The sequence below is a fragment of the Pantoea sp. B550 genome, assembly GCF_024158165.1.
GTDB lineage: Bacteria > Pseudomonadota > Gammaproteobacteria > Enterobacterales > Enterobacteriaceae > Pantoea > Pantoea alfalfae.
Window position 1 is genome coordinate 299,369 of the sequence record NZ_JAMYXI010000001.1, and the last position, 24,314, is coordinate 323,682.

General features: G+C 51.6%; 21 protein-coding genes and 3 pseudogenes. 15 read left to right on the forward strand and 9 right to left on the reverse strand.

Features of this window, described 5'->3' with window-relative positions:
* Window positions 1-21: 21 nt before the first annotated feature.
* Entirely contained in the window at window positions 22-906 is an 885-nt protein-coding gene (locus NIM72_RS01410) for a LysR family transcriptional regulator (RefSeq protein WP_253418349.1), read from the reverse strand.
* A 173-nt stretch (window positions 907-1,079) separates the two neighbouring features.
* Here NIM72_RS01410 and NIM72_RS01415 point away from each other — a divergent pair, with 173 nt between their 5' ends.
* The 8 genes from NIM72_RS01415 to NIM72_RS01450 all read left to right on the forward strand — a co-directional run bounded on the left by NIM72_RS01415 (window position 1,080) and on the right by NIM72_RS01450 (window position 8,118).
* Window positions 1,080-2,216, forward strand: coding sequence for an alpha/beta hydrolase (locus tag NIM72_RS01415; protein ID WP_253418056.1), 1,137 nt, complete (start codon window positions 1,080-1,082; stop codon window positions 2,214-2,216).
* 177 nt (window positions 2,217-2,393) lie between these two features.
* A complete protein-coding gene (locus NIM72_RS01420; RefSeq protein WP_253418057.1) occupies window positions 2,394-3,587 on the forward strand; it encodes an MFS transporter in 1,194 nt (397 codons plus the stop codon).
* Between the two features lie 307 nt (window positions 3,588-3,894).
* On the forward strand, window positions 3,895-4,326 hold the full coding sequence (locus NIM72_RS01425) for a MarR family winged helix-turn-helix transcriptional regulator (protein ID WP_161736038.1): 432 nt from the start codon (window positions 3,895-3,897) through the stop codon (window positions 4,324-4,326).
* Window positions 4,327-4,441: 115 nt separating this feature from the next.
* Window positions 4,442-5,158, forward strand: coding sequence for a nitroreductase (locus tag NIM72_RS01430; RefSeq protein WP_253418059.1), 717 nt, complete (start codon window positions 4,442-4,444; stop codon window positions 5,156-5,158).
* 64 nt (window positions 5,159-5,222) lie between these two features.
* Window positions 5,223-5,969: an NADPH-dependent F420 reductase gene (locus NIM72_RS01435; RefSeq protein WP_253418061.1), complete on the forward strand. Its 747-nt coding sequence runs from the start codon at window positions 5,223-5,225 to the stop codon at window positions 5,967-5,969.
* A 113-nt stretch (window positions 5,970-6,082) separates the two neighbouring features.
* On the forward strand, window positions 6,083-6,991 hold the full coding sequence (locus tag NIM72_RS01440) for an NmrA family NAD(P)-binding protein (RefSeq protein ID WP_253418063.1): 909 nt from the start codon (window positions 6,083-6,085) through the stop codon (window positions 6,989-6,991).
* A 236-nt stretch (window positions 6,992-7,227) separates the two neighbouring features.
* Window positions 7,228-7,656 (forward strand): helix-turn-helix domain-containing protein, encoded by a 429-nt coding sequence (locus NIM72_RS01445; protein WP_253418066.1) that lies wholly within the window; start codon window positions 7,228-7,230, stop codon window positions 7,654-7,656.
* Between the two features lie 219 nt (window positions 7,657-7,875).
* The gene (locus tag NIM72_RS01450; protein WP_253418068.1) at window positions 7,876-8,118 is read left to right on the forward strand and encodes a hypothetical protein; all 243 of its coding nucleotides are present in this window, start codon (window positions 7,876-7,878) and stop codon (window positions 8,116-8,118) included.
* A gap of 378 nt (window positions 8,119-8,496) precedes the next feature.
* Here the strand turns inward: NIM72_RS01450 and NIM72_RS01455 are convergent, their stop codons facing one another.
* From NIM72_RS01455 to NIM72_RS01470, 4 genes and pseudogenes are all read right to left on the reverse strand, one after another.
* Complete coding sequence (locus tag NIM72_RS01455; RefSeq protein ID WP_161736042.1) at window positions 8,497-9,954, reverse strand: sugar porter family MFS transporter; 1,458 nt, start codon at window positions 9,952-9,954, stop codon at window positions 8,497-8,499.
* A 114-nt stretch (window positions 9,955-10,068) separates the two neighbouring features.
* Window positions 10,069-11,010, reverse strand: a complete 942-nt coding sequence (locus NIM72_RS01460; protein WP_253418070.1) for a sugar phosphate isomerase/epimerase — start codon at window positions 11,008-11,010, stop codon at window positions 10,069-10,071.
* 9 nt (window positions 11,011-11,019) lie between these two features.
* Window positions 11,020-12,198, reverse strand: a pseudogene (locus NIM72_RS01465) (Gfo/Idh/MocA family protein).
* 54 nt (window positions 12,199-12,252) lie between these two features.
* A complete protein-coding gene (locus tag NIM72_RS01470; RefSeq protein ID WP_122889438.1) occupies window positions 12,253-13,176 on the reverse strand; it encodes a substrate-binding domain-containing protein in 924 nt (307 codons plus the stop codon).
* Between the two features lie 389 nt (window positions 13,177-13,565).
* On the opposite strand from NIM72_RS01470, the gene NIM72_RS01475 reads away from it, so the two are divergent.
* A complete protein-coding gene (locus tag NIM72_RS01475) occupies window positions 13,566-14,582 on the forward strand; it encodes a LacI family DNA-binding transcriptional regulator (RefSeq protein WP_161736044.1) in 1,017 nt (338 codons plus the stop codon).
* Window positions 14,583-14,591: 9 nt separating this feature from the next.
* A complete protein-coding gene (locus tag NIM72_RS01480; RefSeq protein WP_253418072.1) occupies window positions 14,592-15,422 on the forward strand; it encodes a sugar phosphate isomerase/epimerase in 831 nt (276 codons plus the stop codon).
* Between the two features lie 369 nt (window positions 15,423-15,791).
* Here the strand turns inward: NIM72_RS01480 and NIM72_RS01485 are convergent.
* Window positions 15,792-16,548: pseudogene (locus NIM72_RS01485) on the reverse strand (IS3 family transposase); the annotation flags it as partial.
* A gap of 154 nt (window positions 16,549-16,702) precedes the next feature.
* Window positions 16,703-17,620: a LysR substrate-binding domain-containing protein gene (locus tag NIM72_RS01490; RefSeq protein WP_253418074.1), complete on the reverse strand. Its 918-nt coding sequence runs from the start codon at window positions 17,618-17,620 to the stop codon at window positions 16,703-16,705.
* Window positions 17,621-17,781: 161 nt separating this feature from the next.
* Between NIM72_RS01490 and NIM72_RS01495 the strand changes: the two genes are divergently transcribed.
* From NIM72_RS01495 to NIM72_RS01510, 4 genes and pseudogenes are all read left to right on the forward strand, one after another.
* Window positions 17,782-18,462, forward strand: coding sequence for a type 1 glutamine amidotransferase domain-containing protein (locus NIM72_RS01495; RefSeq protein ID WP_253418076.1), 681 nt, complete (start codon window positions 17,782-17,784; stop codon window positions 18,460-18,462).
* A 1,441-nt stretch (window positions 18,463-19,903) separates the two neighbouring features.
* Window positions 19,904-20,176, forward strand: a complete 273-nt coding sequence (locus NIM72_RS01500) for a hypothetical protein (RefSeq protein WP_253418078.1) — start codon at window positions 19,904-19,906, stop codon at window positions 20,174-20,176.
* A gap of 18 nt (window positions 20,177-20,194) precedes the next feature.
* Window positions 20,195-20,395 (forward strand): annotated as a pseudogene (locus NIM72_RS01505) (VasL domain-containing protein); the annotation flags it as partial.
* 160 nt (window positions 20,396-20,555) lie between these two features.
* Window positions 20,556-21,080 (forward strand): phenolic acid decarboxylase, encoded by a 525-nt coding sequence (locus NIM72_RS01510; RefSeq protein ID WP_161736048.1) that lies wholly within the window; start codon window positions 20,556-20,558, stop codon window positions 21,078-21,080.
* Window positions 21,081-21,099: 19 nt separating this feature from the next.
* Here NIM72_RS01510 and clcA read toward each other — a convergent pair whose 3' ends face one another.
* Window positions 21,100-22,428 carry a H(+)/Cl(-) exchange transporter ClcA gene (clcA, locus tag NIM72_RS01515; protein ID WP_253418353.1) on the reverse strand — a complete coding sequence of 443 codons (1,329 nt, stop codon included), beginning with the start codon at window positions 22,426-22,428 and terminating at the stop codon, window positions 21,100-21,102.
* Between the two features lie 154 nt (window positions 22,429-22,582).
* Window positions 22,583-22,786: a YicS family protein gene (locus tag NIM72_RS21525; protein ID WP_311202147.1), complete on the reverse strand. Its 204-nt coding sequence runs from the start codon at window positions 22,784-22,786 to the stop codon at window positions 22,583-22,585.
* Between the two features lie 270 nt (window positions 22,787-23,056).
* On the opposite strand from NIM72_RS21525, the gene NIM72_RS01520 reads away from it, so the two are divergent.
* A complete protein-coding gene (locus NIM72_RS01520) occupies window positions 23,057-24,274 on the forward strand; it encodes an FAD-dependent oxidoreductase (protein WP_253418082.1) in 1,218 nt (405 codons plus the stop codon).
* Window positions 24,275-24,314: the final 40 nt, after the last annotated feature.

A 24,314-nucleotide genomic window follows, 5' to 3' on the forward strand; every position in this document is an offset into this window, starting at 1 on the left:
GAACCACCTCATCTTTATCCCTTAAATTCTCAATGTATCGATAACCGCTCTTAGAGCGGGTGACACATTGCGGTGCGGATAATAGATATATGAACCTTCCAGGCGCTGACTGTAGCATTGCAAAACTCTGATCAGCGCCCCCTGTTCTATATCATCAGAAACTAATTCCTCCGGAACATAAGCCAGTCCCAGGCCTAGCCGGGCGGCTTTGGCTTCCATATAGCTGTCAGCAAAGGCCCATTGTCCCTTAGGTTGATGGGTTATCTTTTTACCGTCTTGATTGAGTTCCCATGCATACAGGCTGCCGTCTCCAAACTGGTAAGCGATGCAGGGATGAATAACTAAATCGGAGGGAGTTTGCGGAAATCCGTAGCGACGAAAGTGCTCGGGCGTGCCGACAACGGCCATCTCCATATCGGGCGAAATGCGCACAGCGACCATACCGCTACCTACTTCCGAGCCCAGACGTATACCGGCATCGAAGCGCTCAGCAATAATATCGACAAACCGGCTTTCGCTGATGAGCTCCAGCCGAATATCTGGGTAGCGTTGTTTAAACACCGCCAGCTTCGGCAGCAGCACTTTATCAATGGCGTGCTGACTGGCATTAATACGGACCGTACCCGATGGGGTATGGCGATAATGGGCCAGCGTGGCAAGCCCCATATCTAAAGCGTCAAATCCAGATTCGACGGTTCGATAGAGCAACTCGCCGGCATGGGTGAGCGATAACTTGCGCGTGGTACGCACCAGAAGCTGCACGCCCAGTCGTTCTTCCAGCTCGCGCACTGCACGACTAATTCCTGACTGCGCCAGGCCAAGCCTCTGCGCGGCGGCAGTAAAACTCCCTTCTCGCACGACCTGCATAAACAGATAGAGATCGTTATAGTTTTCCCGTTTCGCCATCATCCTTCCCCTGCTGCCGCATCACAATTCAGAACAATATGTTATCAATCTTAGCATTTTTTACCCTCTAATCAGTACTATTTCTGCTAACTATAATGTGCGCATTGCAACAAAGCACAGCAGCGTTGTCCGTAGGAAACCTGTTTCTGGCACGTTTTATGAAGGGGATTTTGATGACTGCTTTCACCCAAAAATTGACAACTGCGATACCCGCCCTGTTGTTATGCGCATCATTAAGTGGAGTCACAAATATGAGTTACGCTGATACAGCCAATACGAACGCGCCCGTTTCGCTGGTCGAGAAATGGGATAAAACTTTTGCTGAGAGCACGCAAGTTGATCACCGTAAGGTGACCTTTCCGAACCGATACGGGATCACCTTAGTCGGGGATCTCTACATCCCGAAGGATCGTGGGGATCGCAAGCTGGCAGCTATTGCTGTTAGCGGCCCCTTCGGGGCGGTGAAAGAGCAATCCAGCGGCCTGTATGCGCAGACGCTGGCTGAACAGGGATTTGTCACTCTGGCTTTCGACCCTTCATACACGGGCGAAAGCGGCGGCTACCCGCGCAACGTCGCATCTCCGGATATCAACACCGAGGATTTCAGCGCGGCGGTTGATTTCTTAGGCCTGCAAAAAGAGGTGGATCGCAACCGTATCGGGCTGCTCGGTATCTGCGGATGGGGCGGCATGGCCTTAAACGACGCCGCGATGGACACGCGTGTCAAGGCGGTGGCGACCAGCGTGATGTATGACATGAGCCGTGCGATGGGGCATGGCGTGGGCGATGGCAAAGACCGCTATACCACTGCCGATCGTCGTGCCGTATTGCAGTATCTGAACACGCAGCGCTGGAAGGATGCGGAAAATGGCGCTTTCGCGCCAGGCGGGCATGACATTTATGTTGATGAGAAGGGCAACGTCACCGCTTCCGATCGTATTCTGCCGGAAACTCTGCCCGCGAATCCTAACCCAGTATTGAAAGAGTTCTTTGATTATTACCGCATGCCGCGTGGTTTCCATGAGCGTTCGGTCAACTCAACCGGTGCCTGGAATGCAACCATGCCGCTGTCATTTATGAATATGCCGCTGCTGAGTTACGCCAATGAAGTTACTATCCCTACACTCATCGTGACCGGCGAAAAAGCCCATTCACGCTATTTTGCTGAAGATGCCTTTAAGGCAATCGGCAGCAAAGAGAAAGAGTTAGTGATTGTCCCTGGGGCAAACCATGTTGATCTGTACGACAACGTTGCGGGTAAGATCCCATTTGCCAAATTTGAGCAATTTTTCAAAGCAAACTTAAGGTAACCCGAAAGGTTTACCAGGCCACCTGTCATAAACGGGTGGCTTTTACCTGCCTGGTGTGACGCAGAATATGTCACATCGCCCCATATTCTCACCCACCTATTATGTCGTTATTCCCTGAATAACTTCTGACCCGACTGCGCCTGAATCTGGCTGGTTCGATATTAAGGGATGCTAATAATGTCCACTGTAAGTCTAAAACCATCATACGAAAAAAAGCATGCATACTGGAGCGGCGTATTTGCCATGACGCTTTGCGTGTTTGTGCTGATCGCTTCTGAGTTTATGCCAGTCAGCCTGCTTACGCTCATTGCCCGCGATTTGCACGTTACCGAAGGGTTGGCAGGGCAAGGAATTGCCGTTTCTGGCGCACTGGCAGTGCTGACCAGTCTGACTATCTCCCATATTGCCGGAGACCTGAATCGTAAATATCTTCTGCTTGGGCTAACGGTCTTAATGGCCATATCAGGGTTAGTTATCACCATGGCGCCTGACTATCCGATTTATATGCTGGGGAGGGCTCTGATTGGCGTCGTCATCGGAGGGTTCTGGTCAATGTCGGCTGCAACCGCCATTCGGCTCGTGCCACAGCACCAGGTTCCCCGCGCACTGGCAATTTTTAACGGCGGTAACGCGCTGGCCACCGTTGTGGCTGCGCCGCTTGGTAGTTATCTGGGGACAACGGTCGGTTGGCGTGGGGCCTTTTTATGTCTCGTCCCTCTTGCGATAGCTGCGTTCATCTGGCAATGGTTCAGCCTGCCTTCGATGGAAAGCGATAAAACACAAAAACCACAGGGGTCTGTGCTTCGTCTGTTCAGCGTTGCCATCGTACCAACGGGAATGCTTGCCTGCGGGCTCTTCTTTATGGGACAGTTTGCTTTGTTTACCTACGTGCGCCCCTTTCTGGAGAGCGTCACCAGAGTGGGACCTTCTAACCTTTCTCTGATTTTGCTTGCAATAGGCATAGCAGGTTTTGTCGGCACAACGATCGTCTCAACATTCCTGAACGCCAAATTTTACAAGACCTTAATCATGATCCCGTTGCTTATGGCCGCGATTACTGGTGCGTTACTGCTGGTCGGACACCACATCTGGGCCGTTGCCGTATTATTAAGCCTGTGGGGGCTACTTGCGACGGCTGCGCCAACAGGATGGTGGACATGGATAGCACGAGCGTTACCCGAAGATGCAGAGAGGGGTGGTGGCCTCATGGTTGCGGTGATCCAGCTATCGATTGCGCTTGGTTCAACGGCTGGAGGTCTGGCATTCGACAGTCTGGGATGGAGAAGTGCATTTGGTTTAAGTGGTTTGTTACTACTGGGGGCGGTAGTGATGACATATGCAACATCCCGTCAAAATAGGAAGGTACACTAACGCAATTCTTTTATATCTGGTGTGCGCTCTTTAAGGACATACGACAGAGGGGCGAATGTCCGCTCCTCGCTCATAGCGGACGTTTATCTGATTCCATCCGCTTTGTACCAAAAGCGGACGTTGCAACTTTCATGTTACGTTAATTGCTGAGCAGTCCTGGCTTCTTTCACCCGCTCATCCAGAAAGGCAATCAAAGCTTATAATTCGCAGCACGGTTGACGCTTTATTACCCACACAGCCGACTACAACACTTGAAATTATTTCAAGCTGGTTTAATCTAGTGCACTAGAAGATATCAGGCGAATTAATGATGACACAATCCCGCAGCGTTGGTATGGAGCTCTCTTTTGCTCTCTATGGAGCGGCTAACCGTATGGCCAGGATGCACAAGCCCTTCCTGGAGCCGTTAGGCCTGACGTTCCCGCAATACCTGGTGATGCTCAGACTGCTGAACGGATCGCCCTTATCTGTGGGCACGCTTGGTGCCTGTCTCGACATGGACACGGGGACGATCACGCCTCTTGTCAAACGCCTTGAAAGTGCAGGATTTGTTACTCGTACTCGTGACCCAAACGATGAACGACGTGTGCTGGTCGATCTGACCCCTCGCGTCGAGAGCATCCGGGAAGAAATCCTGAGCGTTAGTCAGAAGATCAAGAGCGCCTGTAAACTGGACGAAGCGGGAATGATCGAGCTTCGCGACACCTTGCGCGATCTCAGTAGACCACGACAGGATTAAAGAGACTGTACATGCCCTTTTTGCACCATTTTATCTAGTGCGCTATGGTCTAGTAAGCAAGAGATGTTTGTGCGAAGTGGTAATCACCACTAACTCTCATACAAAGGAAACCTTTATGACTATGACTCCAGTCCATCTCCGAACCGAAACATCATCAGATGAGACACTGCCATTTAGCGAGGCAGCCCACGCGCGTCACTCTATCCGTGGCTTTCTCGACAAGCCCGTGCCGTTAAGCCTTATCCGCGAGGTGCTGGAGGATGCCCAGTGCGCGCCGTCCAACTGCAATACGCAGCCCTGGAATACTCACATTGTCCGCGGCGAAAAGCTTAAGCAGCTATCTCAAATCCTGCACGCCAAAAACGACGCCGGAGAATTCACGCCGGACTTCTCTTTCGACCAGAACGACTACTACGGCGAATATCGTAAGCGTAACGACGCGCTGGGCAAGGCCTATTATGAAGCCATGAACGTGATGCGCGAGGACAAGGAGGGGCGGCGTCGCGTGGGCGCGATGAACTACTCGTTCTTTAATGCTCCCCAGGTCGCGTTCCTGTTTATGCCCTCATTTGGTGACAATGTCCGTGTTGCAGGTGACATAGGTATGTATGGCCAAACCTTCCTGCTGTCGCTCGCGGCGCGCGGTCTCGGTGGTATTCCCCAAACTGCGCTTGGTTTTTTTGCCGGGACAATCCGTGAATTCCTCGGCATTCCCGATGAGTTGAAATTGCTCTTTGGCATCTCTTTCGGCTACCCGGACGAAGCGGCACCCGGCAACCGGATCCGTATGGATCGCGTACCGGTGGACACCAGCGTGACTTTCCACGACTGAAACACCAGGGCGGCATCATTTTGCCCGCCCCCAAACGGCAATTGCTCATTACGAGGATGACATCATGAAGATTGGCATACTGGGCACAGGTAACATTGGCATAACGCTGGTTATGAAACTCAGCGCTGCTGGTCATGACGTAAAGGTTGCCAATTCGCGCGGCCCTGACACGATCGAAGGCGACATCCTGACCTACGGCGCTCAGGCCGTTACGTCCACTGAAGCAGTGACGGGGGTCGACGTGGTAATCCTGTCGACGCCGCTCAGCGCCATTACGAAGATCGCTCCGCTGTTCGCGAGCGTGCCTGCCAGCACCGTTGTCATCGACACATCGAACTACTATCCCAAACGTGACGGCGAAATCGCTGACATCGAAGCCGGACAAACCGAGAGTGAGTGGGTTGCAGGGCAGCTGGGTCGTCCCATTGCCAAAGCGTGGAACGCCATCACCTCCGCCTCCTTCGCACAGAAGGGTGTCCCTGCAGGATCGACCGGGCGGATCGCCATTCCCGTTGCAGCCAACGGCGAGCGGGAACGTGATGTGGCGATGAGACTGGTCGACGAGACCGGGCTCGACGCGGTTTATTCGGGACCGCTCAGCGAATCATGGCGCCAGCAGCCCGGCGCACCAGTTTACTGTACGGATCTGGCGCGCGATGAGGTGCCCGATGCCCTGGCCGCAGCCGAGCGGGGCCGCCTGCCGAAACGCCGCGACCTCGCGATCGAGGCGATCATGGAACGGGTTGGCGACAGCACTACCAACCCCGACGCGGACTACGCCGTGCGTCTGACGCGCGCGCTCTTTATGTAGCTGACGTAGCGGGCAAAGTATGCAGCCCGTTGTGGGGGATTCAGACATCTCCTTTCCTGAAACGTGGCGTTGCTCTGACGCTCTATCAACCAACTGAATAAGGTATTGTACTCATGACAATACATCAGAAGCCCGTTGTCCTTGTTCTGGGCGCTACCGGAACTATCGGTAGCCATATCGTCAAAGAACTTGACGACAAAGATGTTCATCTGCGCATCGCTTCACGCAAGCAAGACACGGTAAACCAGCTGCGCAGGGAAGGAAAAGATGGCGTTTATCTCGATCTCGATAAACCGGAGACCTTCGCGCTCGCGATGGCGGGCGTTGATCGCGTCTTCCTCTTAACCGGCTACAGCGTTGCCATGCTCACGCAGAGTAAAACCCTGGTGGATGCAGCCAAGAAGTCAGGTGTGAGCCATATCGTTCATGTGGGTGTGTTCGCTGAATGGGATACCACGGATGCCCACTTTGTATGGCACCAGATGATTGAAAAATATATTGAGGCGAGTGGCATTGCCTGGACGCATCTCCATCCAAATATGTTTATGAATGTATTCACCGGCCTTTACATCCCCAAAAATTTCACCTACACAACTTACTGGGGCGATCGGAGAGTCGGCTATATCGCGCCCGAGGACATTGCCGCCGTCGCTGCAAAAGTGCTCTTCGATGGGCCTGCGCGTCATGCCGGACAGCATTACTGGCTGAGCGTGGAAAGTTTGAACGGTGAAGAAATAGCCGTGCTGATGAGTGAGGTGACCGGGCTTGAAATCAGGTGCGAAGACAAAGGACTGGAAGGCTTCCGTCAGCTGATCGATTCACTTATTTCTCAAGGTGCTGACAGCTGGTATGCCAGTGCAAACATTGATTTCGTTACCCAGATGCTTGATGGCAGGATGTCCTATATGTCGATGGTGCAAAACGATCTTCCTTATATTCTCGGCAGGCCAGCGAAAACGGTGCGGGAATACTTGACTGAAAATAAAAGTGCGCTGATTGCTTCAGCAAAGAACCCCCAATAAAAAAGAATCAAGGCTCTTGAGATGCTGACATTTTCTTCACGAGCACGCTTTTACCCGCCTTACTGATATAAAGATTTTTTGCAGCAGGTTCGCTGCCCTGACACACGTGACTTAACGTGTGTCAGGGCCTTTAAGGCTTTACGTAAAACGTTTCGATGAATAATACCCATCGGCTTTCCTGTCTCAGGCATTCAACAATAGATATGTAATTTTATGATGCTCCGGGGCCAATACAAATGAAAAGTTTTACCCACGATCTCATTGTCTGGATTGAAGAGAATCTTGATAAAAAAATCATCCTCGACGAAGTGGCAGAGAAGTCCGGTTACAGCAAGTGGCATCTCCAGCGACTGTTTCGCCAGGAAACTGGCATGAAACTGGCCACCTACATTCGCGAACGCAGACTGTCTGAATCGGCTATCCTGCTGAAAATGACCGGCGCACCTGTCATCCATGCGGCTGAACAGTTCGGCTTTACCAATCAGCAAGCTTTCACCCGGACCTTTACAAAATATTTTTGTCTGCCCCCGGCGCGTTACAGGCAGACGAAAGAGTGGCATTTTCACGGCCTGCAGCCCAGCCTCTTATCATCCGCTCGCACCATGCCGGAACCGGAAACAGCATGGCTCAGCGCGCCCTCGCATTCTGATGTGACCTTTAGCTAACAGTGTGAAAGCGCCGACCTCTACTCTATTGCTTTCCACACGGAGCAGCGTGAGCAGGGCCTTAAAAAGGCGGCGCGCCTCCTTCGCGGAGAATCACCCACCTGGTTCGCAGAACGGTTTGAACCTGACAGCTCCTCCGGCAACATCCGACTGATACTGACCTTTGGCTGTCGCGAGGATAAAGATGAGCATGGCGGGCAGAATGCATCCAGTCCGGGCATGTTCCTGCGCTTTCCGTTTGAAGGTAGTGCGGCAGAGTTGACTGAAATGCAGATGAATGTTTATCGGCACATTCTGCCGCGCCGTGCTGAAGCCCGGCGTGAAGGTGACGACCTGTTTATTGTGGGGCCGGACCACGAGGCAAACCTCATGTCATCCCATTTTTGGGGGGATTATTATATACCGGTGACAGCAGGCAAAATGCGTTTTGAACGGTTTCCTGACATCCTTAAGGATATCTAACGTACCTGTGGATAAGTTCTCCAGATGAAGTAATAACAGGCCTTGAAAACTTCATTTCCGGCAAAATGACAGGTAGAAATATTGCTCTGTGCACGCATTTTGTTCCAGCAGATGCGCGGATTGCATGTCGATTTTTTCTGATAAACGTGCCGGTAGCAGCATATAGAGTGGCAAAAATTGAGTATATGCAGGTTAACGTTGGTAAACGTCCGCTCCTCGCTCATAGCGTACCTGTCAGCACGCATTTCCACTTTGTGCGAGAAGCTGACGTTCCCTCATCCTGCTATGCTAAATCGCGGGGAGCAGTTCAGCAGGTCATAAAAAGCGCTATGTCATGCCTCATTTTTTGCAATATTTCTGTGAATTTATAAATCTGAATTATTCAGACAGTGCCGACTTCACTCCTTTTTTATCCTTATAAATATCGCGCAGATAATGCTCAATTTGCTCCAGACTTCGGCCGCGGGTTTCCGGGATGAATTTCAGAACAAAAGCGCTGCCTAAAACTCCTACGATGCCATAGATGCCAAATGTGCAGGCAAGCCCGAATGAGGAAAGAAGTACCGGAAAAGACATAGTGATTATGACATTAGAGCACCAGAGCGCACATACTGCGCCGCCCATACATATACCGCGAATTTTACTCGGAAACATTTCTGACAACATTAGCCAGATAACAGGTGAGTAGAAGCCCTGCATGAAGCAGAGGAACAGTAACATTGCCCCAAGAATGAAATAACTGCGTAACAGATTGACATCGTTACCCATATGTTCCGGCATAAAAGCCGATATGGCGGCGAGAAGAAACAGGCAGCAGGTGCACCCTATCTGGCCCATCGCAGCCATGGTCCGACGACCGATATAACCCAGCAAAACAATGCCGATCAGAACCATGATGACTGACACCACACCGTTAGCTATGGTCGCAAACAGTGAGGCATTCGTGCTCATACCGGTATTCTGTAGGATAATGGGGGCATAATACATGATGCTGTTAACGGCCGTTGCTGCGTGGAAAAAGGCAAAGGTGAGACCGATAAAAAAAACTTTGCACATCCAGGGCGTACGTAAATCCTGCAACGAACCTTTTTGCTGCGCTTCTTCCGACAAATTTTCTTCGATTTCCATCATTTCCCAATCTACATCTTCTTTTGCTCGTGTCCGGCTCAGAATACGGCGAGCCTCAGCAAAGCGCCCTTTAAGCGCATACCAGCGGGGAGAGTCAGGCATAAAAAGCATACCCAAAAAGAGAACGACTGCCGGTAGCGTGGCAATGCCCAGCATCCAGCGCCAGGTGTTTTCGCCACCCCAGAGTGCATTGAGCGCGAAATTCGAGATGTAAGCCAGCATCTGACCGGAGACAATCATTAATTCGCTGATGGTGACAAGCTGTCCGCGCCTGTTTGCTGGTGCAATTTCTGCCAGGTAAACAGGCACGGTACTTCCAGCGCCACCGACTGCCAGTCCGAGAACCACGCGGGAAATGAGCATAACTTCCAGGTTAGGCGCAACGGCTGTTCCCAGCGCTCCCAGAGCAAAAATGACAGCAAGGATAAGGATGATATTACGACGGCCAAGGCGATCTGCCAGTCCACCTGAAATCAGCGCGCCTGTAGCCGCGCCCACTAACAGTGAACTGGTTACCAGACCTGTGGTGAAGGGGGTTAGCTGTAGTTCAGGCCCCATAAAAAGTAATGCACCTGAAATCACGCCGGTATCATAACCGAACAACAAACCGCCTAAAGTAGCAATGGCGGTAATGACCTTCACGAGAGGTTCAGTTCGTACTTTACTGTTGGGGCCGGAGGCAGGATTTTTCGAAATATAATGTTCCATCAGGCTACTCCATCTGAAGATTAGGCTATGTGGGGTACATTTTTTAATGGTCTGTTCAGGCATGAACATATTTTTGATAAGGCTGCCGCTTTACGGCAGCCTTAAGGGGAAAAACTACTGACTGATAGTCTGCTGTAACGCAGCAACTGATGAGGTAACACCTGCCTCAACGGACATGGTTAAATCCTCCATCTCCAGTGAAACCCAGCCGTTGTAGCCCATCATGCGTACGACCGAGAAGAACTCTTTCCACCATTGAAGGTCCTGACCACAACCTACAGCCACATAGTTCCAGGCGCGGTTTGCGACGTCCTCAACCGGTTTGGTTTCGAGCAGACCGTTGATGTTAACCAGTCCACGCTCAAGGCGTACGTCTTTACCGTGACAGTGATGTATGGCCGGTCCAAGTGCGCGGGCGGCAGCGATAGGGTCGGCACCCATCCAGATAAGATGACTGGGGTCAAGGTTCAGTCCAACCATAGGTCCCACGGCGTCACGCAGCCGGAACAGGGTTTCCGGATTCCAGACAAGCATTGAACTGAAGTTCTCCAGCGCAAATTTTTCTACGCCGCTGGTCTTCGCCTGCTCGACCAGATCCCGCCAGTATGGAATAGCAACCTCATTCCACTGATAGTCCAGACAGTTTTTCAGCGTGGGTGGCCAGCTGACGGTATAGGTGATCCAGTTCGGGATGGTGTCATGCGGACTGGCCGGAGGCAGGCCGCTCATCATTACAATTTTTTTTACACCCAGTTCCCCGGCCAGCCGCAGTGCATTTTCAGTATCCTGTCTGTGGCATTTCCCCAAATCTCCCGGATCCAGAGGGTTCCCGGAAACGTTCAGAGCCGCGATGGTCATGCCGCGGCTTTCAAGCGCGTGAAGAAACTGCTGACGCTTTGATGCGCTTTCCAGAAGCTCAGCCGTTGGGACATGCGGTGCTGAAGACCAGCCTCCGGTAGTCATTTCAACGCCGTTAACACCCAGCTCAAGCAGCTTGTCCAGCATCTGCTCATAAGGCAGGTGGCCGAGACTGTCCGTACAGAAAGAGAGTTTCATCGTCATTCCTTATTCGTAGTTAACCCAGCTGGAACCGCTATCTGCCGAGCGCACACAGTTTTCAATCCAGCGCACGCCTTCGGCGCCCGCGTTGATGTCCGGATAAACCAGCCCCTCAAGAGTTTTACTGTCGCCGCGCTGAGTCGCGCTGATGGCAATGGCGAACTTGAGATAGATGTTGGCCCATGATTCAGCCAGCCCTTCGGTATGCAATGCCCCAAGGCGCTCATCGGCCAGGGCACTTTCATCAAGGTAGGGCATACCATGATGCAGCATCTGGTTAGGCTGGCCCTGAACCTCAAATTTCAGTTCTCCCGGGTTATAATCGCTCCATTCCAGGCTGGCCCGGGAGCCGATAACGCGAATACTCTGGCTGTCCATTGAGCCTGCATTTATTGCAGAGGCCCACATGCGTCCTACGGCACCGTTTTCATAATGCATCAGCACCATAGCGTTATCTTCCAGTGGTGCCCGGGACGGAATGAAGCTCTGACGATCGCATAACAGACTTTTGATTTTCAGGTCAGGAAGTACAAGCTGAGAGATGTAAAAGGTATGCGTTGAGATGTCACCCAGCACAAATGACGGACCGGCAATTTTAGGGTCTACGCGCCATTTCTGCGCATCGCTGAACTTGTCCGCGTTATCAGTTGCGCTAAATCCATGTGTGTACTGCAGTTCAACCATGCGTACATCACCAATTTCGCCCTTAGCAATCATGGCGCGCATCTGCATCAGTAATGGATGGCCTGAAAAGCCATAGGTAACGCCCACGATCAGGCCTTTTTCCGCCGCCAGTGCTTTAATTTCCTGCGCTTCAGCCGAGGTAAAAAACAGCGGTTTTTCACAGATAACATGAATCCCGGCATTAAGCGCAGCTCTGGTGATTTCAAAATGCGTGCCATTAGGCGTGGCAACAGTAACAACTTCAACACCATCTTCACGCTTAGCTTCTTCAGATAGCAGCTGTCAATAATTCTCATAACAACGTTCGGCCGGTAAGCCAAGGTTGATGCCGAACTCACGGCCTCGGGTGGCATCGACGTCAAATGCGCCAGCAACAAGCCGGAAGGCAGTGTTATCGCGCAGTGCACCCGAACGATGTTTATAGCCAACCTGACTGAGCCGGCCGCCGCCAATCATGGCCCAGCGTAGTGGGCGGGAAATACTTTTTTCACCGTTTAGCATAAATACTCCGAATTAACGCTTTGCACCCGGGTGCAAAGATGGGTTTAATAAAAATCACTTCTGGTTCTGCTGGATAAATTGTTCGTAGTTGGCTCTGGTAACAGTCTGGTAGGGGATCCAGTGGTAATTATCTGTCTTCTGCTTATTAATCAGCGCATTTGCCACTCTTACGGCACCGGTAGCCTGTGCTTTAGCATCCTGGAAAACAGTTACAACCATCTCACCGTTTTTAATAAACTGCAGTCCGTCAGGTGTGCCGTCAATGCCAGCAACCATCACGTCTTTTTTCTTCGCCTGGTTCAGGGCCATAATGGCACCGATGGCCATTTCGTCGTTATTGGCGACGATCGCATTGATTGACCTGCCGTTAAGCAGCCATGAAGAGACCACGTCTACCGCCTCATTTCGCTGCCATTTTGCGGTTTGTTTCTCAATCACCTTCATATTTTTATGCTGCGCAACAAACTCTTCAACAGCGCGGGTACGTTCGCGTGCCTCCTCATTCGAAAGTGCACCCATCAGAATGGCGATGTTGCCTCGGTAATTCATTAGCTTAGCCAGTTCTTCGATCTGCATTTTGCCACTCAGGGCAGAGTCCGATCCCACATAACTCATTGCCCCTGTCAGCGGCACTTCTGGTTTACGATTCACGAAAATCAGCGGGATTCCGGCATTTTTAGCCGCCTGGATCATTGGAAGTACACCCTGAGTGTCGACCGGATTAAGTATGATGGCGTCTACCCCCTGATTAATAAAATCATCAATCTGCTGTACCTGGAGCGCAACATCGCCTTTGGCATCAGAAAACTGGCCTTTCATGCCCTGCGTATCCAGCTCATGCATCATTTGTGTGCGAAGGATCGACACAAAGTTAAGGTCGAAATTTGCCAGCGCGACGCCAACCTGCGCCGTTCTTGCCTGAACCGCCGTAGCCAGTGTCAGGCTTATCAGCATCAGTAAACCGAGAGTCTTTTTCATGATTGAATCCTGTAGCAAATTAGTATGTTCGGTCCCTGACGTGAAGAGCGACAGCTTTATGCTCAGGTTAATTTCCGCTCCTGCGTATGCCGTCTGATAAAGCCATAATCATTTTGCTCTCGGGTGCAAAAATGCATCCAGATGCAAAATCTTTTCACCCTGGCATGATGGCTGAAGAAGATGTAGCGAATGTGTAAGAGCCTGAAAATTTAGTCAACAAGCTTTTAAAAAACACTCACACGGGATCACATTTTTTTTGCAATCGGGTGCATTAAGTTTGATTACGGTGTAATTTCTAGCCAGACTCTGGATAAACCACACGTCTTTGAAAAAGATTAAATTCTCCTTAATCTCTAAATTGCATGCATGCATTTAACAACCGGATTTTTATGACAAATAAGGCAGCAAAGCGTCAGAAGGTAACGGCACGGGACGTAGCATCCCGCGCTGGAGTGTCTAAATGGACGGTTTCCCGTGCTTTCACACCGGGTGCCTCCATTTCTGATAAGGCCCGCGGAAGAATTCTGGAGATTGCGCAGGAACTGGGATACCGCCCGAATTTACTTGCCAGGGGGTTATCGCAAAAGCGTACGCACATCGTAGGCGTGGCGATCGATGAATTAAAAAATCCTCACTCAATGCTATTGCTGGACGAGGTGACACGGCAGCTTCAGAGCTTTGGATACATGGCTTTGCTTCTGAATATCACCGGCAATAATTACAGTGCCGTAATGTCGCTGGCCGATCAGCTCCAGGTTGATGGGATTCTTTTTATGGGTACAGCACTGACGCCCGAATTCATTGCCATCGCCCTGGATATGCATTCTATACCGCTGGTGCAGGTAGGCCGCAATACTGAGGGTCAGGGAATAGACGTCGTGAATATTGACGACTACCAGGCCGGACGGGTCATTGCCCGCTTACTTATGGAGCAGGGTCATAAGAAATTTGGCTATATGGCCGGGCCGGGCAGTAATGAGGGGCATCTGCAGCGTAAGGAGGGGTTTCATGATGCATTATCCTCACAGGGATTTGGACTGACACTCGAATTCAGCGCCGAGCATTACGATCGTCGGCTGGGTTATGACCTGATGAAGCATTATTTGCTTGAAACGCCAGTACATGAACGCATTGAGGCACTGTTCTGCGAGAATGACATACTCGCCCTGGGAGCGATGGAGGCGTTGCGCGGTGTTTCGGGAAAAGATTCTGTTGCAGTCGTTGGTTTTGATGACATTGATGAAGCTGCGGCCCCTGCCTGGCAACTTACTACATACAGTCAGCGTCTTGACCTGCTTGTAAAGGAGGCGCTGAACCGGCTTCTGTTGGGAAAATCGGATCCGGACGGTCTCTGGAAAAAAGGAGAGCTTCGCGTTCGCCGTTCACATCTTCATATTTCTGATTGAGGAGATGCAATGAAACTGTCATTACATGGAGTTTCTGTATGGTACAGCAACGCAGTGACGCAATTACGTATTGCTCGTGAGGCCGGTTTTACCGGGCTGGAATTACTGCCTGAACATATATTTCGTTATCTGGAAAATGGTGGCAGCTATGCAGAATATCGTCAGCTGATGCAGGATAACGGTATTGATATTACCTGTATTAACGCTCTCAAACGTATCGGTCGCTATCAACCACAGCCTCGTGCTGAACTTATACAGGAGGCCAGGATGATTTGTCATGCTGCTGCTGAGCTTGCCTGTCCTGTCGTTCAGATCATGGCGCTTGATGAAATCAATGAACTTACTGAAACAAACCGCAACACCATCCTGCACGATAACATCTGTGCCATAGCCGATATTGGTAAACCTCTTGGCATCAGATTTCAGATTGAAGTTGTTGCCTTCACACCCTTTAATTCATTACAGCAAGGTCTGGACATAATTGCCGCATGCGGCAGGGATAATGTGGGGCTGGTTATTGACTTCTGGCACTTGCACGCAGGCGGTAAGACTCATCCGGACGAAGTTGCCAAAATGGATCCCAGCCTGATTTACGGTGTCCATTTCTGCGATGGTCGCGCTGCTCGTAAGGACGAGGCATGGGATGAGTGGGTACTTCGTGATTACGCACCGGGCCAGGGTGAAGTGAACATTGATAGCTGGGTCAGAGCCTTACGTAAAACGGGCTACAACGGTGTATGGTCTCCTGAATGGCTCAGCCCACATGCCTGGGAACACGACGTATTTGAAGCAGGAAAGCTGAGCATGCAAAGCCTGAAGCACTATGGCATAAGTGATTGAATCCGGCCTGACTGAATTCTAAACGTTTACGCCTGAGCTTCTGCTTTCACGCATAGCGGACTTTAAAGCACCAATAATTTCAGTAGATTTCCCGTTCCACATAAACGGCGACATGTCAGCACGCATGATGGCCATACTGGGGTAGATGGCTGCGGGTCAGGACGTTTACTCCATTGATGAGTCTTTTCTGGACGTTATTGGGATTGGCGGCATTATCCCGCTCGAGACATTCGGCCAGCAGATGCGCGAGCGTATCTGAAAGGAAACCGGGCTGATAATCGGCGTGGGATTTGCACCGACGCTGGCCAGACTTGCCAATCACGCGGCCAGGAAGTTGACACAGACGAACGGCGTTGTGGACCTGTCTGACAGAATACGCGTGACCTGCACGCCTGAAATCCGGAAGGCAACAGTGACCGTCAGGCATTCCTTTGTGAAATCGTCCACCCAGGTCAGGCACTTGTTCCTGCGACCGGTGGCGAGCGCGTCCATGACAAAATCCATCGACCAGGTCAGGTTGGGCGCCGCCGGGCGGAGCAGCGGCAGATGTTCTGTTGCCAGCCCTTTACGACGTTGTCTGCGTTTTACGCCCAGCCCTCTCAGATGATAAAGGCGGTACACGCGCTTGTGATTAACCAGAAGCCCTTCACGGCGCAGTAACTGCCATATGCGGCGGTAGCCAAAACGCCTGCGCTCCAGTGCCAGTTCAGTAATGCGCCCTGATAAATGCGCATCAGCCGCCGGACGCTGGGATGAATAACGGCAGGTCAACAGGGATAAACCTGTCAGCCTGCAGGCACGACGTTGCGACAGACCGGTCGCATCACACATAAACTCAACGGCTTCCCGTTTCTGATCTGTCGTCAGTACTTTCGCCCCAGAGCCACCTGAAGCGCCTCCTTATCCAGCATGGCTTGGGCAAGCCGCTTCTTTAGGCGGGCGTTCTCGTCTTCAGGTGACTAAGCCGCTTAACCCCGGGCACTTCAATACCGCCATACTTCCTGAGTCAGGTATAAAAGGTGGCGTCGGAAATGGCGTGCTTGCGGCATAGCTCACGGGCAGAAACCCCGGCTTCAGCTTCGCGGAGGATACTGATGATCTGTTCGCAGGAAAAACGCTTCTTCATGGGGATGTCCTCATGTGGCTTATGAAGACATTACTGACATTGGTGTGTACTCATCAACGGGGAGCAGGTCAAGGGTATTAGCCTCCGATGGGGACAGTAGTAACCCCTGTTAACCCTATCAAAATTAACTATTAGTCAGGAAGCGGTGAGCGTGCTAACTCTTTATTTGAGGGTAGGCCAGCGCGTGGGCTGTTTCTGCAATTAAACCCCTGAACCAGCGATGTGCAGGATCGTCGCGATAGCGCGCATGCCACCCCATTTCAACCGGAAAAATGCCGAGATCAACAGGCGCGGGAACAATTCTGAGCCGCTGATCTCGGGAAAGATGCTGACAGATCAGGCGAGGCAGGGTCGCGCAGTAGTCCGTGACCGCAATCATCTCCGGTACAGCCAGAAAATGTGTCACTGACACGGCAACCTGCCGACGCAGGCCGCGCTTTTCAAGTGCCTGATATAAACCTGCGCGCATGCGGCCAGGCGGCAGGACATTAACGTGTTTGAGCTGCTCATACTGTTCTGCGCTGAGGTTTTCGCCTACCAGCGGATGATCTGCGCGTATCACACATGCCAGACCTTCATTCATCAGGTGCTGCACAACCAGATTATCAGGAGGTTCAACGATACGACCCAGCACCATATCAGTATTGCCTGAAATTACGCCGGTTTCCGTTACGTCGTTGCCAAAAGGGGTAAGGCGAAGCCTGATACCGGGTGCGCAGTCATGAAGACGCGCCACAATGGCAGGCATCATGATGAATTCAACATAGCTGTTAGGTGCGAGGGTAAAGAGTCGGGTGGCGTGCAGCGGATCAAAGTCCTGCTGACCAAGGATCACCTTGTCGATGGATGACAGGGCAGTACCGACCACCTGGGCCAGCTGTTCCGCTTTCGGTGTCGGGCGCATACCGTAGCGCTCGCGGATAAACAGGGGATCGTTGAGCGTTTCCCGCAGCCGGTTTAATGCATTAGAAAGTGCCGGCTGGGTAATACCCAGCCGCTCTGCGGCGCGAGTGACGTTGCGCTCTTCTATCATAACCAGCAAAACTGGCAGTAAATTCAGATCATATTTCATTAAGTTATAATTCTATGTGAATATCTAAAATTAAAGAAATAAATTTCATAAATATTCTGAAACGCGCCATGATTAACGGGTCAACACAGAAGATAGCGGTTCACGCGCTGGTTCTGACTATCCTTACACGTGAGACCGACTGACTGTTATACGGAGCATAAATGAAAATTTTAATGGTTTTGACCTCGCATGATGAGTTGGGCACCACTGGCAAGAAGACCGGTTTCTGGCTGGAAGAACTTGCGGCACCTTATTATGCATTCCTGGATGCGGGCGCTGAAATTACCCTGGCTTCACCGAAGGGCGGACAGCCGCCACTCGATCCAAAAAGTGATGAGCCGGATTCTCAGACTGATGAAACTCGCCGTTTTCATGCGGACTCTGCAGCTCAGGCCGCGCTGGCTTCGACCGTGAGGCTTGATACGGTTAATCAGGAAACGTTTGATGCCGTTTTCTATCCGGGCGGTCATGGTCCTTTATGGGATCTGGCAAACGACAAACACTCCATTTCGCTGATTGAGCAAACCCTGCAGGCTGGTAAGCCGGTGGCGCTGGTTTGTCACGCGCCAGGTGTTCTGCGTGATGTGAATAACGCCGATGGCACACCGCTGGTAAAAGGCAGGAAAGTAACCGGGTTTACTAATAGCGAAGAAGAGGGCGTTGGCCTGACTGACGTCGTGCCTTTCCTGGTGGAAGATGTGCTGAAACAGAATGGCGGTCTTTACTCACGTGGTGATGACTGGCAATCCTACACTGTGCAGGACGGTTTGCTGATTACCGGACAGAACCCAGGTTCTTCAGCCGAGACTGCCAAAGTTTTACTGGCAAAACTGGCGAAATAAGCGTTTTACAGCATGCTGTGTTCTGAGGGCGCCTGCGGGCGCCTTTCTTTATTGCGGGTATTAAGTGAGAAGATTGATAGTGACGGTGTAAATTATTTGTATTTAATAAATCAGGGTTTTATTTTTCTTAACATTGATAATAAATTTGAGATGTGTTTTCAGACGAAAATATAAGTCCTCGAGTTCCACTGAAAATATAAACATGTTTTTAAAACCAGTGTTGACATCATTTTTCATATCCGTAAAGTAGGACTCATCAGCGGCAAGCAGTTGCCCTGATAGACTGAAAAACCAAAGGCGTTATGAGTAAAGGTGCCGACAAATGTTTCAGTTGAAGTTGTCGGTGGTTCTGTTAAACACTGTTCTTTGAAACTGTTCGTTAGTTAATGATAACCCTGTTAAATGGAGTCCAAGTAAGTCTTTAAGAAGTCTGTAGTTGGATGTTAGTAGCAAAAAGCATGCAACAGGACGCTTGTAGTATCGCGTCGCGATGATGTAAGGCCTCGTAGTTCTGAACGTTACGTTACGACAGGATACGATTGCGGTTTAAACGTCGTAATGAAAGTAAGGCAACGCATCAAAGAGTCTATATCGCGATGGGGGTGTGCAGATTTATACGGGCCTGACCTGTCTTTGTCTCCTGAAAGACTATCAGGTGGTTGAAACCGCTAATAATAGTGACATTTCTGTATCGTGATCATTATTATCCGCAGGATCTGTTCATAAATAGCAGTACCGAAGCAGTACCTATCAATTAAGTTAGTTAATGTTAAATGCTAAATCTGTAGTACCTTAAAAGCCCTGACTATTTCAGTCAGGGCTTTTATCATTTGAGCCTGTCTGTCAGATTTTTCAGGGGTCTCATTATTCGTTGTCATTTTCGAATTCTTTCCCGTTAACCACTACCTGCCGCATTCGCGCAAACTTAATTTTTCTCCAATTCATGCATCCTCTCCATCGCTTCGCATCAGGGTTCCTTGCTCTGCTGAGAGTATTCACAAGGTGTGGCTTTAGCACTGTCATCTGGAATGACTGCGGGCATTTACTCGGCGCAACACCCTCATCGCTGAGATCAGCAATGAACATCACGTTGACTCATCACAAGACGTATCCACTATATGGCAGAGCAGATGCGGCTGTACCATCGCAAGGCGTTCTTTGACGAATACCGTCCAGCGCTGATCCGTAAAAATCAAAAATAATTAACAACATTAATAATTCAGTCAGTAAATGGAATGTACTCGCTTCTGATCCCGGTTCTGCTCATCACTCAATGTTTAAAATCAGAAATGTTTCATGGCAGGGTAAGCCATTTTCAACATTTCCCACTGACAGTGACGTCAGCGAACCTGGTGATACCCCCGATAGCGTCTCTCCGGCGGGCATGGCGGACTTTCGCTGCGGGTATGCTGACCATGCTGGTTCTGGGTGCGGGCGGTCTGTGGAGCTGCTAAAAGTCGCCCCGCAGCCGCTCAGCCCCGTACCGGCTATCGTCGATGCGCACGTACTGACAACGCTGGCGCAGCTGCCGCCATTGTGGCAACAGGTGTATGGCTTTGTGCTCGCCGCCAGAGCTGGACCTGTCCAAACAGAGACGCTTAAAGCGCAGTGGCAGCAGCACCTTATGGGAAATGCACACCCACAGAATCATTATCCGGCTGGCATCAGGGGATGGAAGATTGCAGGCACTGACATACCGCCTGAATATGCTTGATGAGCGCAAAGGCAGGTATCCACCGGCTCGGAACTGAAATCGATGGTGTTCACGATAACACAGGACTTCAGCCGTTCAGTTCCACTCGAAGAGCAGCTTTATCAGCTGGGGCAGTCAGAAAGTACGACATCAGGAAGAGCAGCACAGCTGGCGCAGGTCGATATGCAGTTTACTCAGTTGCAGAACTGCTATGCGCTGATTAAAAACCAGTCAGAGTGATGACGGACAGCGATAAGCACTGGGACGATCAAATGTCTGCCGGGTCGCTTATGGCAAAATCGATAATCTGCGCCATAGTCAATATTCACCGATTAATTGCGCTTTAGCTTTTATTAAATCCATCGGCGCATAGGTTATGCGCTATTTAACAGAGGTTAAAATGTCTACAGAATCTTTAGAAGATATCTCCGGCGATCTCTCCCAGTTCGTTGGCACACATTTTGTCTATACCTACGATAATGGCTGGAAATATGAGTGGTACGCCCGCAATGAAACGACCTGCGACTATCGTATTCATCAGGGGCTGGTGGGCGGTCGTTGGGTGACTAACCAGAAAATGCACGCAGTGCAGTTTGCACCCGGCATTTATAAAGTAGACTGGCATGAACCCACCGGCACCTGCGTCAGCCTGCTGTTTGATCTCAATCGTACCCTGCTTCACGGGACAATTTTCTTCCCGCAGTGGATTGCCGGAGAAGGTCAGCATCCGGAAAAAACCATCTGCTATCAGAATGACTTCATTGAAGATATGCACCGATTCCGCGACGAAGGCCCGGCCTATCCTTATGTGATCATTCCTGAGTTTGCGAAAGTGACTTACATGAAAAACGAAGGGCCGGATAATGATGAAGTCATTAATCAGGCACCGGGGCAGATGCCTGCTGACTATTTTGATGGTAAGTAACTGATAGCACGGCCCGCCGCTATGGGCGGGTCGCTTCTGCCTGGCGTGCCAGCGTGCGGGCCAGTATGGATGAATAGAGTGGTTTCCCCCCCAGAAACTGCGCCAGCAGCGTAGCCCCAAGGCAGGTAATAATCATCGGCAATATCAGCTGATAGTTATCGGTCATCTCCAGCACCAGCACAATCCCGGTTAGCGGTGCCCTTACCGAAGCCGCAAACAGTGCGCCCATCCCGGCGATAGCAAAGGTTCCCGCGTCCAGATGATATAACGGGAACAGATCCGTCATCGCTACCCCAAAAGCTGTCCCGAGCAGCGTTCCCAGTGCCAGCATCGGCGCAAAGATACCGCCCGGCGCACCTGAGCCAAAACAGAGCAGGGTAGTGACCAGCCTGACCATGAAGATGAGCAGCAGCAGGGTGAACGGAAATACACCATGAACCGCCTGTGGAATCAGTTCTGAGCCGCCGCCTGCGCCAGGCGCGAACAGCAGCGCCAGAACACCGCAGCCACCACCCAGTAATGCACCCGCCAGCACTACGCGTGCCGTTTTGCCGGCATAAAAGCGAGCAAAGAGGTCCTGCGTAATAAATATCAGGCGGTTAAACAGCACGCCTACCATGCCGATGATCATACCCAGCACCAGATACATCCACAGCGTCTGTACTGGCGCATCAGCCAGTTTGCCAACGGAGATCACCGCCTGTTCGCCGTTGAAACAGCGAAACACGATGCTTGCCATAATCACACCGGTAAACACCGCTTTAATCGAAATCAGGTTATAACGAAACTGAGGACGCATCTCCTCGATGATAAACAGTATGCCTGCCAGCGGCGCATTAAACGCGGCGGCCAGGCCTGCTGCCGCACCCGTCGCCAGCAACGTATGACGCGCTTCGTTGCTGCGCATCCCCAGAACATCAATCACCATGCGGCCGATATTGCCACCCAGTTGCACTGTCGGGCCTTCACGTCCCAGTACCATCCCGGCACCCAGCGTGCCCATGCCGCCAAAAAATTTTACCGGAATCACCCGCCACCAGCGCACAGGTCTTAGCTCTTCCAGCGCCCCTTCAATTTCAGGAATGCCGGAACCACCCGCTTCGGGCGCAAAACGTCTGACGAGAAAATAGCCGACCATCGCGAGCAAGGCCGAAATGGCAAAAGCGGCGGCGTAGAGCATCCAGCCCTGAAACTGTGCGGGGATAAGCGTAGCGGCGCGCCACTGCTGTATTGTTTCAACGGCCCGGGCAAACGCCACGCCCGCCAGACCGACCAGCGTACCGACCAGCGCGGCGCAAAACAGCATCGCCAGCGGCGTTTTGTCACGATAGAGCAGGGCGCGAAACATCCGGCTGCGCGCCGCGATAGAACGGGGAACGTAAACCGGCTGCGGTGATTCTTCATTCATTGAGAGGCATCTTTGTTCAATCAGACCAGCGTGCCAGTTTACTGAGTGATAAGGTGAAAACAAACGTCAGGATCAATTTCAGCCGGAAAATGAGTTAATCGGTCTGCGGTGGACAAACCACTTGTGCCATGCGTTCGCGGTAGGCTGGATTGTCCTGGTTTTTCAGCGCCTGAGCCGCGGCGGTCAGCGTGAGCTGATTTTGTTTCAGGTTATGCTTGTCATTGAGAAATGTCTGGCGCAGTTTTTCATCGGAGAAGGCTGGCGGTAGCTGACACGTCTGGCGCAGATCGTCGGTTATCTGCTACTGACGCAGTGTAAACTGCAGCCTTTGATAAGGCCCGGCGGACACAAGCATGGGACAGACTGAAAGCAGTATAAATAACGTATTGCGAATCACGTTCATGATGATCTCCTGACTGCTGAGGACAGGAAAGGCTCTTCGGCAGTTTTCAGTTGAGTGTAATCGCATTGAGTGATTAGCCTGAGCACAGCACCATCGACCGGGTGCAGCAATGTCGCCACGGTTGACGCAATAATCATAGTAATACTGGCGCGACAGGGAGCTGACATGCAGCCACATTCCACTGAAATTCTTACCGCTGACTGCTGTATCGTCGGCGGTGGCCCGGCCGGGTTAATGCTGGGTTATCTGTTTGCCCGCGCGGGAGTGCGTGTAGTCGTCATCGAAAAGCATGCTGACTTTCTTCACGACTTTCGCGGAGACACCATCCACCCTTCGACGCTGGAAATCATGCATCAGCTCGGACTGCTGGAATCTTTCCTGACGCTGCCGCATCAGCGTGCCGAAAAGCTGGAAGCGGAAATTGCAGGACAAAGCATTACGATGGCCGATTTCTCACGTCTGCCTGTTCAGTGTCGTTTTATTGCCTTCATGCCGCAGTGGGATTTCCTGAACTATATGGCAGAGCAGAGTGCCCGCTATCCGGGCTTCAGTCTGCTGCAGTCGACTGCCTTCGGGTCGCTGATTGAAGAAAATGGCACGGTCATCGGCGTGACGGCTTCACGCGGCAATCAGCAGTTGCATATCCGCTGCAAACTGGTGGTCGGTGCTGACGGTCGCCATTCGCGCGTACGCGACGCGGCCGGGCTGATCGGACAGGAATTTGGCGCCGCGCGCGATGTCATCTGGTTCCGCTTAAGTAAGCAGGCGCAGGATCCCGATTTGGGCATGGGGCATAAAGGGCCGAAGCAGAACTTTATTGTTATCGATCGTGGCGATTACTGGCAGTGCGGTCTGACCATTCCGAAAGGGGAGTTTGAGGCGAAACAGTCCGCCGGTCTCGACGCGTTTAAAGCAGAGGTGGCGGCGGTGTCGCCTTTTGAGGCGGCGCGCATGACGGAAATCGAGAGCTGGGAGGCGTTCAAACTGTTGTCGATACGTATCGACCGCCTGAACAAGTGGGCGAAACCTGGTGTGCTCTGCATTGGTGATGCGGCGCATGCCATGTCGCCGATTGGCGGGGTTGGCGTCAATCTGGCGATTCAGGATGCGGTGGCGACGGCGAATCTTTTGACCGATCCTCTGAAGCGGGGAGAACTGCAGCTGCGCGACCTGGAAAAAGTGCAGAAGCGCCGTCAGTTCCCTACCGTTGCCACGCAGTTTTTGCAGATCAAGATGAGCCGTAATAAAGCCAGAAGAAAACCTGCGGGAAGCAGCAAGGTTCCCGCGATTATCCAACGCCTGCCGTTTCTGCGTTTTGTGCTGGGCCGCCTGATTGGTCTGGGCTTCCGAACGGAGTCGCCACAGGTTGCGCGTATGAAGTAAGTGCGTTAAATGATTTCGACAGCAATCAGATATCGTGCGA